The sequence below is a fragment of the Thermosynechococcus sp. JY1331 genome (assembly GCF_031583475.1).
GTDB lineage: Bacteria > Cyanobacteriota > Cyanobacteriia > Thermosynechococcales > Thermosynechococcaceae > Thermosynechococcus.
On the sequence record NZ_CP134180.1, the window covers coordinates 1196640 to 1210553 of the forward strand.

General features: G+C 54.0%; 13 protein-coding genes. 4 read left to right on the forward strand and 9 right to left on the reverse strand.

Annotated elements, in window-relative coordinates; all coding sequences use genetic code 11:
- Nucleotides 1-3 precede the first annotated feature (3 nt).
- Both RHJ31_RS05685 and RHJ31_RS05690 read right to left on the reverse strand, forming a co-directional pair.
- Nucleotides 4-414: a hypothetical protein gene (locus RHJ31_RS05685; RefSeq protein ID WP_302677676.1), complete on the reverse strand. Its 411-nt coding sequence runs from the start codon at nt 412-414 to the stop codon at nt 4-6.
- Nucleotides 414-1436 (reverse strand): ATP-binding cassette domain-containing protein, encoded by a 1023-nt coding sequence (locus RHJ31_RS05690; protein WP_302677677.1) that lies wholly within the window; start codon nt 1434-1436, stop codon nt 414-416. Before RHJ31_RS05690 ends, RHJ31_RS05685 begins: the two co-directional genes overlap by 1 nt.
- A 105-nt stretch (nt 1437-1541) precedes the next feature.
- On the opposite strand from RHJ31_RS05690, the gene RHJ31_RS05695 reads away from it, so the two are divergent.
- The 4 genes from RHJ31_RS05695 (at nt 1542) to RHJ31_RS13240 (ending at nt 6473) form a co-directional block, all read left to right on the forward strand.
- Nucleotides 1542-2504 (forward strand): HMA2 domain-containing protein, encoded by a 963-nt coding sequence (locus RHJ31_RS05695; protein WP_206200065.1) that lies wholly within the window; start codon nt 1542-1544, stop codon nt 2502-2504.
- Between the two features lie 49 nt (nt 2505-2553).
- Complete coding sequence (locus RHJ31_RS05700) at nt 2554-3633, forward strand: PIN/TRAM domain-containing protein (RefSeq protein ID WP_149819124.1); 1080 nt, start codon at nt 2554-2556, stop codon at nt 3631-3633.
- A 31-nt stretch (nt 3634-3664) separates the two neighbouring features.
- Nucleotides 3665-5875, forward strand: a complete 2211-nt coding sequence (locus tag RHJ31_RS05705) for a glycosyltransferase (protein ID WP_302677678.1) — start codon at nt 3665-3667, stop codon at nt 5873-5875.
- Nucleotides 5876-6101: 226 nt separating this feature from the next.
- Nucleotides 6102-6473, forward strand: coding sequence for an IS630 transposase-related protein (locus RHJ31_RS13240; protein WP_399375700.1), 372 nt, complete (start codon nt 6102-6104; stop codon nt 6471-6473).
- Here the strand turns inward: RHJ31_RS13240 and RHJ31_RS05710 are convergent.
- The 7 genes from RHJ31_RS05710 to RHJ31_RS05740 form a co-directional block, all read right to left on the reverse strand.
- Nucleotides 6365-6856 carry a hypothetical protein gene (locus RHJ31_RS05710; protein WP_302677679.1) on the reverse strand — a complete coding sequence of 164 codons (492 nt, stop codon included), beginning with the start codon at nt 6854-6856 and terminating at the stop codon, nt 6365-6367. The two genes, RHJ31_RS13240 and RHJ31_RS05710, sit on opposite strands and share 109 nt — an antisense overlap.
- Complete coding sequence (locus RHJ31_RS05715) at nt 6844-7668, reverse strand: site-specific DNA-methyltransferase (RefSeq protein WP_206201684.1); 825 nt, start codon at nt 7666-7668, stop codon at nt 6844-6846. The genes RHJ31_RS05710 and RHJ31_RS05715 overlap by 13 nt, the downstream gene beginning before the upstream one ends.
- Before the next feature lie 247 nt (nt 7669-7915).
- The gene (locus RHJ31_RS05720) at nt 7916-8269 is read right to left on the reverse strand and encodes a DUF1257 domain-containing protein (protein ID WP_149819118.1); all 354 of its coding nucleotides are present in this window, start codon (nt 8267-8269) and stop codon (nt 7916-7918) included.
- 120 nt (nt 8270-8389) lie between these two features.
- Nucleotides 8390-9919 carry an AAA family ATPase gene (locus RHJ31_RS05725; RefSeq protein WP_302677796.1) on the reverse strand — a complete coding sequence of 510 codons (1530 nt, stop codon included), beginning with the start codon at nt 9917-9919 and terminating at the stop codon, nt 8390-8392.
- A gap of 44 nt (nt 9920-9963) precedes the next feature.
- On the reverse strand, nt 9964-10287 hold the full coding sequence (locus RHJ31_RS05730; protein ID WP_206200060.1) for a ribbon-helix-helix domain-containing protein: 324 nt from the start codon (nt 10285-10287) through the stop codon (nt 9964-9966).
- Nucleotides 10288-10419: 132 nt separating this feature from the next.
- On the reverse strand, nt 10420-11415 hold the full coding sequence (fmt, locus tag RHJ31_RS05735; RefSeq protein WP_302677680.1) for a methionyl-tRNA formyltransferase: 996 nt from the start codon (nt 11413-11415) through the stop codon (nt 10420-10422).
- Nucleotides 11416-11451: 36 nt separating this feature from the next.
- On the reverse strand, nt 11452-13716 hold the full coding sequence (locus RHJ31_RS05740; RefSeq protein WP_206200058.1) for a ribonuclease R family protein: 2265 nt from the start codon (nt 13714-13716) through the stop codon (nt 11452-11454).
- Nucleotides 13717-13914: the final 198 nt, after the last annotated feature.

Genomic DNA, 13914 nt, shown 5'->3' on the forward strand with positions numbered 1-13914 from the left:
CTTTTATAGTCCCAAGCGGGGTTTTGCCAACTTCCAATAACGAAAGAATCGCTTCAAATCGGCATTGGCAGGTAACGTGACAAAGGGTTCTGGCTCTAGGATCTCCACTGGATAGGCCAACTGCTGACAAATGGCGCGAAAGCGCGGGCTAGGACTGGCCATTGTCACCACGCGATCGCCGCCGTGCACCTCAACAAAGGCATTCACCAAGGGAGCGACCTCACCCCGGTACATTGCCACAGGGAGATCCAGCAGGCACTCATAGAGAAAGACCAGCCGCTTCAGGCGAATTTGCCACTCCTTGAGGAGCGCTACATCCCAGACAAAAATGGCCGGCGCGTGGGGATAGCGGTCAAAGATGGGCGCCGTGGGGTCGAGGCAGTCTCCATGAACCCAAAGAATTGGTTGCCCCATTAGCGTTGCATGGCCTCTTTTTTCAACTGTTTGCTGTCCCGCTGCGCCGCTGCTGCCAAGTCGGCATCCAAGAGGGTTTGACCCGTGGCGGCCAAATAGACATCATCTAAACTGGGTCGTGACTGCGCCACGCTAAAGAGGGGAAGTCCTGCTTCCTCTAGCGCCGTTCTAATGGCTGCGATCGCCACAGCCGCATCTGTGACCACCAGATTCAAGGAGTTGCCTTGGTTGGCATTAATCAGCGCCGATTTCACGCAGTCCAATTGACTGAGAAGGGTCTGGGCCATTTGTGCCTCTTGACGCGGTGTAAATTCTCGTACCCGCAACGTGACGCGATCGCCCCCAATATTGGCCTTGAGTTCCTCAGGCGAACCGCTGGCAATGACGCGCCCTTTATCCAGAATCGCCAAGCGATCGCTAAGGAGATCCACTTCCTCAAGGTAGTGGCTGGTCAAGATAATCGTCAGTCCTTGAGCCTTGAGATCCCGCAGCACATCCCAAATCACTTGGCGACTTTCAATGTCGAGGCCTACGGTGGGTTCATCCAAGACAAGCACTTGGGGTTGATGCAGTAGTCCTGCTGCGAGATCAAAGCGTTTGCGAATGCCACCCGAGTAGGTACCACACTGGCGATCGCGCCATGCCAATAAATCCAACCGTGCCAGCACTGCTTCAATGCGCTCTGGAATCAGGGCACGGGGAATGTGGTACAGCGCCGCCTGTAATTCTAGAAATTCCTGACCCGTGAGGATTTTATCAAGCGCCACCTCCTGAGCCACATAGCCTAATTTTTGGCGCACTAAATGAGGTTGGTGGAGAACCGAAAGACCACAGACTTCCAATACCCCAGCATCTGGTCGCGAGAGGGTACACAGACAGCGCAGTGTTGTCGTTTTCCCTGAGCCATTTGGCCCCAGCACCCCAAAAATTTCCCCTTGATGGGCGCTAAAGGAGACATCGGCCACCGCTGTAATGGTACCGTAGGACTTCTTGAGATGTTCGACCTTTACCGTGGCTGTCATGGTCATTCACTCTGTGTGTGATTCCCTTAACATTTTGACAGATCTTCCTCCTTACTTTGGTGCGCGTGCTACAACGGCAGCTAGAGCCTATTGGGTGGGTTTCCCATGGCCACTGCCGAAACTGCGCCGATTGCCGAAGTCATGCACCTCACGGGCGATCGCCTGCGATTGCGGATTCAAGAACTGAAAACGGATGCTGCCTTTCGCGATTCCCTGAGTGCCTATCTGAAAACCCTCCAAGGGATCAAATCTGTTCACGTTAACCCCCTTGCCGCCTCAATTACCATTGAGTATCACCTCGAGCAAATCACGCCCCTACAACTGTTGGCGGCCATTCAATTTTGGGGGGATGTCCAGATCATTGGCCAAGGCAATAAGGGCTTGCAAAACCTCACCCGCGCCTTTGATCTCGAACCTGAAGAGGTGGGCAACAAACTCACCTCCATGGGCGGATTTCTCATGGGCGGCTACGTGGGCGATATTCTTGGTGGCATGGTGGGGGGAACGGCGGGTGGCCTGTTTATGGGGCCTGCGGGTGCGGTCATGGGGGTGCAAGTGGGCACCTTTGTTGGCGGTGTGATTGGTGCGCGATTAGGGATGGAAGCCACGGAGCAAATCACCCAACTGCAATTTACTGCCCTTGAGGCAACGCCGGAACGGGTCGCGAAAGCCTTGGAGATTCACAGCGGTGACAAAATCGGGGGTACCGCCGGTGAAATTGCTGGCGGTTTGGCAGGGCAAGTGGTCTTGGGGCCTGTGGGCGAAACCGTCGGGCGCGTAGTGGGCAATATGGTTGGTTCGCAACTGGGGGAAGATCTCGGGCGACAGTTGGCGGCGCCATCCCCTGAGGAACCTCCTCCCCCATCCCTGCATCTTTTTCTAGAGTGGTGGGTGAAAACCAGTCAAACCTTCACTAAGGAAACGCTATGGGCGACCCTCGGTGGCATGGTAGCACGAGCCATTCTGGGGCCTCAAGCGGAAGCTGAGGGCATCCGAGCCGGTACCCGCATTAGTCGCCATCTCGATATGCAGCAGCCCAACACCGCAGCAAAAGAGAAAAAAGTATAATCCTAAAGTAATGGCCTATGGAGATGTCCAGCGCGACAGGAGCGAACTAATGCTCGATACCATCTTACTCCTCATTATCGTCGTGATGGGAATTGCCGTTGGCTTCAACAGCATTGACCTTCTGCCAGAAACGGTTCTTGCTCAAGTGGCCAATGTGCGGGGATTGCAGTGGGTCATGGCTGGCTTTGGCGCCATTGTTGGCATTGCCCTTGGTTTATTGTTGCAGTCCCTTTACCATCGTCTTGAGCGCAGTATCCGCCAATTGCCCCCAGAAACGCTCTTGTCGCGAGCCGTGGGTCTGGTGGTAGGGTTGCTCTTGGCCAACTTGATGCTGGCACCGATTTTCCTGTTGCCCATTCCCAAAGATTTTTCCTTTATTAAACCCCTGATTGCTGTTCTCACCAGTATTGTCTTTGCCTATTCGGGAACCACCTTGGCCGATAGTCACGGGCCTGCCCTGCTGCGGTTAATTAACCCCAATGCCGTTGCCAGCAGTCTCTTGGCTGAGGGCATGCTCAAACCTGCCCGAGCAAAGGTACTGGACACCAGTTGCATTATTGATGGCCGCATTGAGGCACTGTTGAATCTCGGGGTACTCGAAGGGCAAATCATTGTGCCCCAGTTTGTGCTTCAGGAGCTGCAACTCATTGCCGATGCGGGGAATGAGCAAAAACGGATTCGCGGTCGGCGGGGTCTCGATGTTCTCAATCGTCTCCAAGCCAGTTTGGGCGATCGCATTGTCATTCACTCCGCAGACTATCCAGAATTAACAACGGTGGATGCCAAGCTGGTGCGCCTGTGCCAAGAAATCAACGGCACCCTTGTCACCAATGATTTGAATCTCAACAAAGTTGCCCGCTTCCAAAAAGTGGATGTCTTTAACGTCAACGAGTTAGCGCAAGCCCTGCGCCCCATCTACCTCCCCGGCGATACGCTGGAGTTGAAGATTCTCAAGGAAGGGAAAGAACCAGCGCAAGGGGTGGGCTACCTTGAGGATGGCACGATGGTGGTTGTCGAAGAGGGGGTGGATCACATTGGCGATCAGTTGTCGGTGGTTGTGACCAGTGCCCTGCAAACCTCGGCAGGCCGCATGATTTTTGCTCGCCTGCAAATGCCGACGATGGCCTAAATTTCCTCTTTTTTCCCTAGGGGGTCTCCTTATGACCCATGAGCCACCCAAGCCCACTTCCCCCCCGCAACTGGTTTCACCGTGGGTCTGGGGTCTTTTTGTTTTCAGCATCCTATTCCTCTTTGGTGTGCTGTTGGCGACGGTGTGGCGACCGACGCTCTTTCCCGTTGATTTAGTGAATCCCGATCAGTTGCGGCCTCTGCCTGACCTCCTGCAGATGCCCACCGATGATTTAAGCGTGTGGTGGCCCATTGTCCTTGCAGCAGTGATGGCAGTTGCCCTCAATTTTATTCCCAGCAATAATGTTAGCCGCCTGATCATTCGCTTCATTGTTATTCTCTTTGGCTGCCGCTATCTGGTGTGGCGGGGCTGGGTGACGCTCAATGATGCCCACTGGTTGAGCTTTACTGCCAGTATTGGCTTCTATGGTCTTGAGGTGCTCTACTTTTTCACCTATTTGCTTTACTTCTATCAGACGGCATGGCTGACGACCGCATGGCGATCGCGACAGGCCAATTACTATCAGCAGGCAGTTCTCAGTGGTGAATACTGCCCCAGTGTGGATATTTTTATTCCCACCTATAATGAGCCTCCCTATATTTTGCGGCGGACGATTGTGGCCTGTCAGGCGATCAACTACAGGAATAAAAGTATCTATGTCCTCGACGATGGTCGGCGATCGGAAATTGCGGATCTCTGTGAGCATCTGGGGGTCAACTATCTCACCCGTCCCACCAATGAGCACCGCAAAGCAGGGAACCTCAACCATGCCCTGAAATACACCACTGGTGAACTGATTGCCGTTTTTGATGCCGACTTTATTCCCTTTCAGAACTTCCTGAGCCGCACCGTGGGCTTCTTTCAAGATGATCACGTGTCCATGGTGCAGACCCCCCAGCACTTCTTTAACCCTGACTACCACTCCCAAAACCTTGGCATTGAGTTCATGATGCCCGGCGATATGGAGTACTTTTTTGGCTTTATTCAGCCAGGGCGGGACTTTGGCAACGCCATCATTTGCTGTGGCACCTCCTATGTGGTGCGCCGCCGTGACCTAGAAGCCGTGGGCGGATACTACACCCGCTGTGTGGTCGAGGATTTCCAAACGGGAACCAAAATGCAGATCGCTGGTTATCGCCTCGTTTACCTCAATGAAATCCTCAGCATGGGGGAGTCTCCTCGCAACTTCCAAGATCATCTGGAGCAACGGCTGCGCTGGCTACAGGGGAATATGCAAATCTATTTCTGTGGTGATGATCTCCCCATTTGGTCAAAACTGTCGTGGTTTCAGCGCAGTTGCCACCTCTCGCTGCTCTTGCACAACATTAATCCCTTTATCCGCACGTGCTTTCTCGTTGGTCCGTTTTTGAGCCTAATGACAGGCATCTCCTTAACGGTGGCGACATTGGGTGAGTACCTTTTCTATGCCCTGCCCTACACGCTGTTAGTAATTGCCACCTTTAGCTGGGCGACAGAAGGGCGGTATTTTTCCGTCTGGGGTGAAGTCTATGAGGTGACCTTTGCCTTTCCGGGGATGGTGCAACTGATTAAAATCCTCCGCAATCCCTTCGGTAAAATTGGCAGCATTGTCACTAACAAGGGCACCCTCTCCAATCGGAAGCGGTTGAATTTGCGCTATACATGGCCGCTGGCGGCGTTTGTGATTGCAGTTGGGGTGGGGGTCTTTATCCGCTATGGGGGTTACTGGCTCCATATCTGGCCACCAATGGAGTATGAACGGGCGGGTTTAGAGGTGATGCTGGCTTGGACGCTCTACAACGCCTTTATTGCCTTGATTGCGGTTCTGTCCTCCATTGATCAGCCCACCCGCCGTCAGAGCGATCGCTTTCCCGTTTGCACCGTATGTCGTTTCCAACTGGGGGATCAAACCTACTGGGGCTATACCCGCGATGTGTCGGAGACTGGTGCTGCCCTGTTGCTGACCGCAGGGCGTTTTATCGAAGCCCAAAGAGATACCGTCGGCACGCTGACCTTTTTGGAACAGGACTTTAGCGTCACCGCAGCCGTGGTTCGTACCCGCACTGAAGAGGAGCGGTGCTGCATTTACCTGCGGTTTTTAGAGGTCAGTGATGAGGCACAGCGGCACCTCGTACAACTGCTCTATGGTGGCCTCACATGGTGGCACAAACCCAAAGCCCCCAATGGCCTAGATGCCTTTTGGCCAATGTTGATTCGTCTCTTCGACTTTCGATCGCTCTTTAGCCTCTATAGCAATAATTGACCGATAGGCTCATAGCTCAAAAATTTGCCCTAGGGGAAAATAAAAGTTTGGCAATAGGGGAGATGTCAACGTATAGCTATAGCTGTTTCCAAAGGGAGTGAGATATTTTCAAGAGGCATAGGCTATACTCAAAGCGTCATGAATGTTATAGCCATTTCGAAAGGAGATGAGATATTTTCAAGAGGGATAGGCTATACTCAAAGAGTCATGAATGTTACTCAAGAATATGAGCTATAGCTTGGACTTACGAGAGCGGGTTGTCTCCTATATCAAGCAAGGTGGCAAAATCAGTGAAGCGACTCAAATTTTTCAGGTGAGCCGCGCCACTATCCATCGCTGGCTGAAGCGAGACGACTTAGCCCCCACAGTTGTCCTCCGTCGTCCTTGGAAGCTGGATTGGGCGGCCTTAGCAGCGGATGTTGCTGCCCATCCCGATGACCGTTTAATCGACCGTGCCCAGCGATTTGGCGTCCAAGTTTCCACCATTAGTTATGCCCTCAACCGGATGGGCATCACTCGAAAGAAAAACAGATACGTTACCAAGAACGGTGTGAGGCAGAGCGACAAGCGTATCAACAGCAGCTCGACACATGGGTAGAGAGTCACGGCGAGGAAACGGTGGTGTATATTGACTAGCCAAGGCTGCTCACTGATCGGGGTGATTCCTTGAATGACATTAGCGGTAATTCCCAATTCCCGTGTCAAAATTTGCGGCACGATCGCGATCAGATCTTGATCCGACCCTACTCTGCCACCGGGAAAATCCACCGTAGCTCGCTGAACCCCCACCCGAAAGGTTGGCGGCAAGCAGATTAAATCCTTCCCTTGCAGCGGCAGGACAATCACCGAGTCCGCCTTTTCTACCCGCCAGTATTCTAGGGTTTCACCTGTGTCCGTCAGCCACTTCTCGGCAATCAAGGTCACCCACTTGGCTTGAATGCGTACCCGTTCATCGAGCGATCGCCAATTCACTGTTGCCACTCTTCAGGAACTTGGGCTATTTTCTCATGCCCTGTGGGGGCGTACACCGGTCTGCCGAGGGGACGGTAGGGCAGGGTGCCATTTTCATAGGCCTGAATCCGCTGGCGAGCAATGTTGACATAAGTGGGTTCCTTTTCACAGCCCATCGCCCGCCGATTGTGCATTAGGGCAGCCAAGAGGGATGATCCCACCCCCATATAGGGGTCAAAGACCCAATCCCCTTCATGGCTGAGGGCGAGAACGCACCGCTCCACTAACTCAATGGGAAACTGGCAGGGATGCAATGTTTTTTCAGGATGATTGGACTTGACATTGGGAATATCCCACACCAGTTCTTGCCAATCCTGAAGAACGATTTCCCAGACATCGGATGGATTTTTGCCCAAGGGATTGCCCGAGGGTTTGCCCTTATTGGGACCTTTGAAATGGCGTTTCCCCGGATATTTGGCTGGAATACGCACGGCATCCAAATTAAAGATGTAGTGATCGGACTTCGTGAACCAGAGAATCGTTTCATAGCGGCCAGAAAAGCGCTTTGTGGCATGGAGACCATGGCCAAATTTCCAGATGATGCGATTGCGCAGCTTCAAACCCAACCGCTTGAACAGGGGATAAAACAAAATATCCAAGGGATACACCTCTCCCCCTTGAACAAAATTCCCCACTTGCCAGCACAAACTTCCCTCTGGCCGCAGCACTCGATATAGCTCGGCAATCACTTGGCTTTGGCTTTGGAGATAGTCCTCGATCGCCACCGGCGTTTCATAGGCCTTGCCGAGGTTGTAGGGCGGCGACGTAAAGATGAGCGTCATGGCCTTATCCGGCACCTGACGAATCACCTCACAGACATCTCCACTGGCAACGACTAGCTTAGCCTCTGGAGAAAAACGCTCTTGAATGTGCTGGCCAGAACTCAATAACTATAAGCCATCCTTCCCTGTACCGCCAAAATACCATATTCGTAATCCTGAGATAAAAAAAGAGGCCGACCCCTAGGGAGTCAGCCAGCGGATTACTTGGGAACGCGCGCTAGACAGTACAAAGCAATTGGCAACAGGATTAGCTATGCACCACAAGCTTGACGTTGGCGTTCTGAAGGCCAGGACGCTTCACCTCAGCCAAGGTTTTGTTGATGGCATATTTTTGGTTGATCGAGTTGATCAGCTCCGTTTGGTTGTGTTTTTTGGCCACACCCCAGAGGTCAGCAATCAGATCAAAGGTGCCATCAGCATTGCGAGACCAGCCCAGATCATACTCGCCATCGAGGACAGCGACGATGTCAGAGCGAACACGTTGGCCATTGTAGCCACGCACATCGGCATTGGTTTTCACCGTAATGCCCAGATCCCGCAGAGACGCTTTCAAGATTTCAGCATCGGTAATTTTCGTACGCAGGGTGCTGAAGTGAGACATGTGGATTTCCTCCAGATTGAGACAGAAACATTGGACTGAATGAACCACAATTTATGGCGAACCAAACCCCTGTGGTCGGGTCTTTCTCCCATCTGCGCAGGGCAGACAGAAGGAAGCTTGTCAAAACTCCAGTCGCTGGTATTCAGCCACTGAAGCAGCCGCCGGACGCGCCCGTTGGCGTGCCCAATCCCGCAGTGCCGTGACCTGCTCTTGCATCGTCTTGGAAAGGGGTTGAGTGGCACGGCTAGCGGCAATAATGTCTAACTGGGTAAACTCGCGCCCTTGAGCAAAGGCTTCGTACATGGCAGCAATGATGGCCTGCTCAATCTCGGCACCTGAAAAGCCATCACAGATATTGGCGAGTTGCTCGAGGTCAAAGCGATCAATGTCGCGGCGGCGCTTGGTGAGGTGAATGCGAAAGATTTCCTTGCGCTCCTCGGCATTGGGCAAATCCACAAAGAAAATTTCGTCAAAGCGACCTTTGCGCAAAAATTCACCGGGGAGCCGTTCGACGCGGTTGGCTGTCGCCAAGACAAAGACGGGAGACTTTTTCTCCTGCATCCAAGTGAGGAAGGAGCCAAAGATCCGGCTTGAGGTACCGCCATCGGAGTCCGAGGAGCCTGCTCCGCCCGCAAAGGCCTTGTCCATTTCATCAATGAAGAGAATGGCAGGGGAAATGGATTCAGCGGTTTTCAGGGCATTGCGCAAATTCGCTTCCGATCGCCCCACCATTGAACCGTCATAGACGCGCCCCATATCAAGGCGCAGCAACGGCAAGCCCCAAAGGCGGGAGGTGGTTTTGGCAATCAGGGACTTCCCACAGCCGGGGACCCCCAAAATTAACATCCCCTTCGGTTGCGGTAAGCCGTATTCACGCGCCTTTTCACTGAAGGCGTTGGCGCGTTGGCGTAACCAGACTTTGAGCTCCTCCAGCCCCCCCACTGCATCTATGGTCTCCTCGACTTCCATATACTCGAGGATGCCGTTGCGACGAATAATTTGCTTTTTCTCGGAGAGAATAATATCTACCTCTGCTTCCGTAAGGCGCCCAGCGGTCACTTTGGCTTTGCGAAAGACTTTTTCAGCTTCATCCCGCGTCAGGCCAAGGGTGGCTTTGACGAGTTTTTCCCGTACTTCAGGGGTGAGGCGGCGATTGCGGGGATCCAGTTGCTCCCCGAGAACCTGATCTAGTTCGTTGATACTGGGTAGGGGGTAGTCAACGACAACGATTTCTTTTTCCAGTTCGACAGGAATCCGCTGCGCTGCTTCTGGGGACATGAGAATAATGGTTTTGTGGCTGCTTTTGAAGCTGGCGATCGCGTCCCGTAAAGAACGAGTCACAGGGGGCGAATCAATGAAGGGGTGCAAATCCTTGAAGACGTAGATGCCCGGTTCCCGTTGGTGAACAACCCATTGAATGGCAGCTTCCGGCGAGACAGTGTTGTGGTGACTGTTGTTGCGGGGATGGCCATACTCGACCATGCCGTGGGTCACTGTCCAGATGTAGAGCTTGCGGGGAGACCGCCCTTGAGGCCCGACTTGACTTTGGGCAATGGTGGCGATCGCCTGCTCAGCCCGCTCTTCTTCAGAGGTCAGGAGGTAGATCAACGGATATTGCGCTTGGATGAGGATACTCAATTCTTCTTGCACAGCAATCACCTCCTTCTTTCAAGGCTGACCCAACACCCCCGCCACTAGCGGGCAGACACCAACTCGACGGAGAGCGAAGGAACACTGAGGCTGTCGTCATCAATCACTGTGGGCTGATTGACCAAGGCCGTTAGCTCATCCCCCCGCAGGACAAGGGCACTAGCACACTCTGGGCAGTGGTAAACCCGATGCACATTGCCATGCTTTTGCTCGGCATATTCCGCCAGTACGTCTGGGTGAGCCAGCAGAAATTCAATGGCACGTTCAGCAAGGGTGGACATCGTTTCCTGCTCGACGACAGCGGCAATCTTGAGCTGGCGGTGCACATCGGGGGATAGATACAACGTAACCTTTTGCTTATCTTCCATAGGGGTTAGAGACGTACCTAGGTATGTGTGCCAGTGTAGTGAGCCGATCCGAGGGGTGTCAAGGTGAAATGCTGTCAAAACGGCAAAATCGTAACATTTAGTTACATTAAGCCCCGCGTGCTTAAAACTCAGTTACAGGGCTGAGGGCATCATATCGAATTGAGTGGCGATCGCCAGCCGTACCCCATTGACAAAATCCCACCCCGATTGGGCTTTGCGACCACTCAAGTGCACTTGACTCAGCAGCAGGCGACCCTTGCCTGTCTGTACCACGGGGCCCCATCCCTTAATTAGCTCTACCACCGTACCCGGGGCGGAAGATGCCTCAGGCTCACAAACAAAAGACTGTAAAGGTTCCGGTAATTCGGCCCTCAGTTCGGGCACCAATGGCCACGTTTGCAGCAGTTTCAAGGGGGTGTCTTGCCACTGGGTATAGGCATAGGGGTAAAAGGCGCGCACTTGGTTGTGAAGGGCTAGGGCCGATCGCCCCCAATCAATGGCATAGTCACTTTTTTGAATGAGCGGTGCGTAGGTAGCCTCAGCGTCGTTTTGGGGTTCGGGTTGAAGCTGTGGCAGTTGCTGCAAGGTTTCTAGTAGGAGGTCGGCACCGATGTCACTGAGCTTGGCACTGAGGGTAGCAGCGTTATCTCCTAGATGAATCGTTACTTTGCGCTTCAGGAGCATTGGGCCTGTGTCCATACCCGCATCCATGCGCATCGTCGTCACGCCGGTTTCCCCTTCGCCATGGTAGAGTGCCCACTGAATGGGCGCGGCACCGCGATACTTCGGCAGCAGCGAGCCGTGGATGTTGATGCAGCCGTAACGGGGAATATCAAGGATCGACGGGGGCAGGATTTGACCGTAGGCCACCACCACAAAGACATCAGCGCCTAGCGATCGCAAGACCTCAGGCAGCTCTGGATCCCGACGCAGACGTTCCGGCTGCCAAACCGGTAATCTGTGGCCAAGGGCTAAGGCCTTGACCGGAGAAGGCGATAATTGGTTGCCCCGTCCCCGTCGGCGATCGGGCTGGGTGACCACCCCCAACACTTGATAGGTCTCTGTTTCCAGCAGCCGTTGTAGCGGCGCAAGGGCAAACTCCGGTGTGCCAAAATAAATGATTTTCAACCGCTGCCCACTCCCTGCAAAACGTCAACTGCTGGTTTAGAGAGTCTCAGGAGCGTCATCCTCAGAAGGGGTGAGGGCTTCCCCACCATCACTAGCGCCGTTCAGATCTTCTTCCGTCGCTTGGGAGCCACCACTAATGACCGCCAAATCCACCTGCTGGCGGTAGGAATCCACATTTTTAATCAGGACTTCCACGCGATCGCCCAAGCGGTAGCGCAAGCGGTTACGCCGACCCGTCAAGGTTTGGGCATGGGCACGGTATTCATACCAGTCATCCTTGAGGGAGCTGACGTGGACTAAGCCCTCAACATTAAAGTCAATCAGTTCCACAAAGAAGCCATAGGACTGCACGCCGGTAATAATGCCCGAACGCACTTCGCCGATGCAGGCTTGGACTTGGCGCACCCGTTGCAAGCCCACCAAATCTTTCCATGCGGCGTAGGTTTGCCGCTCCCGCTCTTGGAGGTGAGGGGCTAATTCATTAACTAGGGTGTCCACTTCCCGCTGGGTATCGGTGGTGAAAACAGTCCAGTTCACCTGCTCCAAGCAACTGGACTCGCCAAGATTGACGCGCTCTTTTGCCCGTGGCCCGCGGCGATCGCGTCCTTCCGTCAGGAGAATGTGCAAAATGCGCTGATTCACAATGTCAGTGTAGCGTTGGAGGGGTGAGCAGAAATGGCCATAGCCCTCGCCAGTGGCCAAACTAAAGTGGAGCAGCGCCACGGCGGCATCGCTGGCGGGTTTGAGTTTATCGAGCAACAGTTCCTGCAACACGGCTGCCAGATCCGAGGTGGCCAATTGTGCCATAAAGCGCTGACAGTCGCGGGGCGTGACCTGCGCGGGATTGTCTAGGCTCAAGGGCAAGTTGAGATTTTGGCAGAGCTTGAGAAAATCCTGCACGGCATAGAGTTCGGGCACAGGCTGCGTGCGGTAGAGAGCCGGTACCCCCAACTTCGCCAAATGACGGGCAAGGAGTTCATTGGCAAGGATCACTAAGCTTGTCCAAGGGGTGACCCTCGGTAGGGGAATGGCGGGGGCGAGACCCTCATCGGCATAGGCAAGGCTCAGGGCATCCGCTGGGGTGACTTCAATACTCCCCCGTGCCTGTCGTTGCTGACTCACGGCATTGGCAAGGTGAATCAGGGCACGCAACCAATCACCAGAACTATCCCCTAGGGCAAGGGTGGCCGCCACCTGCTCACTGGTGACACAGGCATCAACGCGGATACAACTGCGGTAAATTCTGTAGGACTGAACTTCACCGGCATTGTTGATCACCATCAGCAGCGAAATGGCAGCGCGATCGCCCCCCGGCAGCAAGCGCAACCTCTCCAATTCCTGCGGCAAGAGGGGCAAACTCAGTTCAGGGGTGGCGAGGGTCATACCCTGACGGCGAGCAGTGCGATCCAGCAGTTCATCGCGGGGGAGCAATCCCCCCACATCGCTAATGTGAATCCCCAACTGCCAGAGATTTTGCTCGAGGGCATCGAGGGAAAAGGCCACTTGGGGTTCTTGGCCGGGAGCCACTAAGGTAATGGTGACCAGTTCCCGCAAGTCTTGGCGATCGCTCAAGTCCAAGGTTTCCAACTGGGCATTTAAGGTGGCGGCTGCTGTCCGCAGGGCGGGGCTAAATTGGCGGACAAGATTATGTTTGCAGCAAATCAAGTCCAAAGCAGGTGCCGATTGGGCATCACTCCCTAGGATCTGGCCAATTTCCCCCGTCGGCAGGTACCCCCCCAAGGGATAGCGGCGAATGTTCACATGCACCAGTTGATCCACCACCGTGGATAGATCGGGGACGAGGTCATTGGGTTCAAGGGCAATTTCAAAGAGCAGGCGATCGTCGAGGGGTGTGGCCCGAAACCCATCTTCGGTCTGTTTCACCCGGGCAATCACCGAGGGGTTTCCCCGCTCAAGGATCAGTTTCACTTCCCCCTCTGGAGATTTCTTGCGGCGGCCTTCACGGGTGACCCGCACCAGCACGCGATCGCCATTCCAAGCAGTGCTGAGTTGATGCTCGCGCACAAAAATATCTTCGGCACCCTCGGTATCCTGAATCGCAAAGCAAAACCCTTTGCTGGAGCAGCGCAGCCGCCCTTCAATCAAGCCATCATCACTGGCGCGGCGATACTTGCCCCGTTCTTTAATAAGCAGACCAATGCGTTCTAGGGCATCGAGGGCAATTTCCAGTTCTCGCTGGCTCTCAGGATCGTCACAGCCGAGTTTTTTTTCGAGAACCTTGGGGGCAACAAATTTATCTTCGCTAAAGTTGGCAAGCAGACTGGCAATCGTAAAATGCATCGGCAACTCGGTGAAGGGAGGGCAATAGTGGATGTAGCGTTGTTGGTGTCAAGTATCCAAACTGTAGCTTATCACAGTTGCGGAAGCATCCTAGGGGATCCCCAATCTGTCCTATAATTATGGCGCGTTGATTCTGGGCACGAAACATCCTAGATTTGAGGAATGGCGATCGCCCGCATCAATTACTGTTCTCAATCG

Bases quoted from the DNA above. Each gene is read 5' to 3' on its own strand.
- RHJ31_RS05685 (WP_302677676.1), bottom strand. From the start codon at position 414: ATGGGGCAACCAATTCTTTGGGTTCATGGAGACTGCCTCGACCCCACG.
- RHJ31_RS05690 (WP_302677677.1), bottom strand. From the start codon at position 1,436: ATGACAGCCACGGTAAAGGTCGAACATCTCAAGAAGTCCTACGGTACC.
- RHJ31_RS05695 (WP_206200065.1), top strand. From the start codon at position 1,542: ATGGCCACTGCCGAAACTGCGCCGATTGCCGAAGTCATGCACCTCACG.
- RHJ31_RS05700 (WP_149819124.1), top strand. From the start codon at position 2,554: ATGCTCGATACCATCTTACTCCTCATTATCGTCGTGATGGGAATTGCC.
- RHJ31_RS05705 (WP_302677678.1), top strand. From the start codon at position 3,665: ATGACCCATGAGCCACCCAAGCCCACTTCCCCCCCGCAACTGGTTTCA.
- RHJ31_RS13240 (WP_399375700.1), top strand. From the start codon at position 6,102: ATGAGCTATAGCTTGGACTTACGAGAGCGGGTTGTCTCCTATATCAAG.
- RHJ31_RS05715 (WP_206201684.1), bottom strand. From the start codon at position 7,668: ATGACGCTCATCTTTACGTCGCCGCCCTACAACCTCGGCAAGGCCTAT.
- RHJ31_RS05720 (WP_149819118.1), bottom strand. From the start codon at position 8,269: ATGTCTCACTTCAGCACCCTGCGTACGAAAATTACCGATGCTGAAATC.
- RHJ31_RS05730 (WP_206200060.1), bottom strand. From the start codon at position 10,287: ATGGAAGATAAGCAAAAGGTTACGTTGTATCTATCCCCCGATGTGCAC.
- RHJ31_RS05740 (WP_206200058.1), bottom strand. From the start codon at position 13,716: ATGCATTTTACGATTGCCAGTCTGCTTGCCAACTTTAGCGAAGATAAA.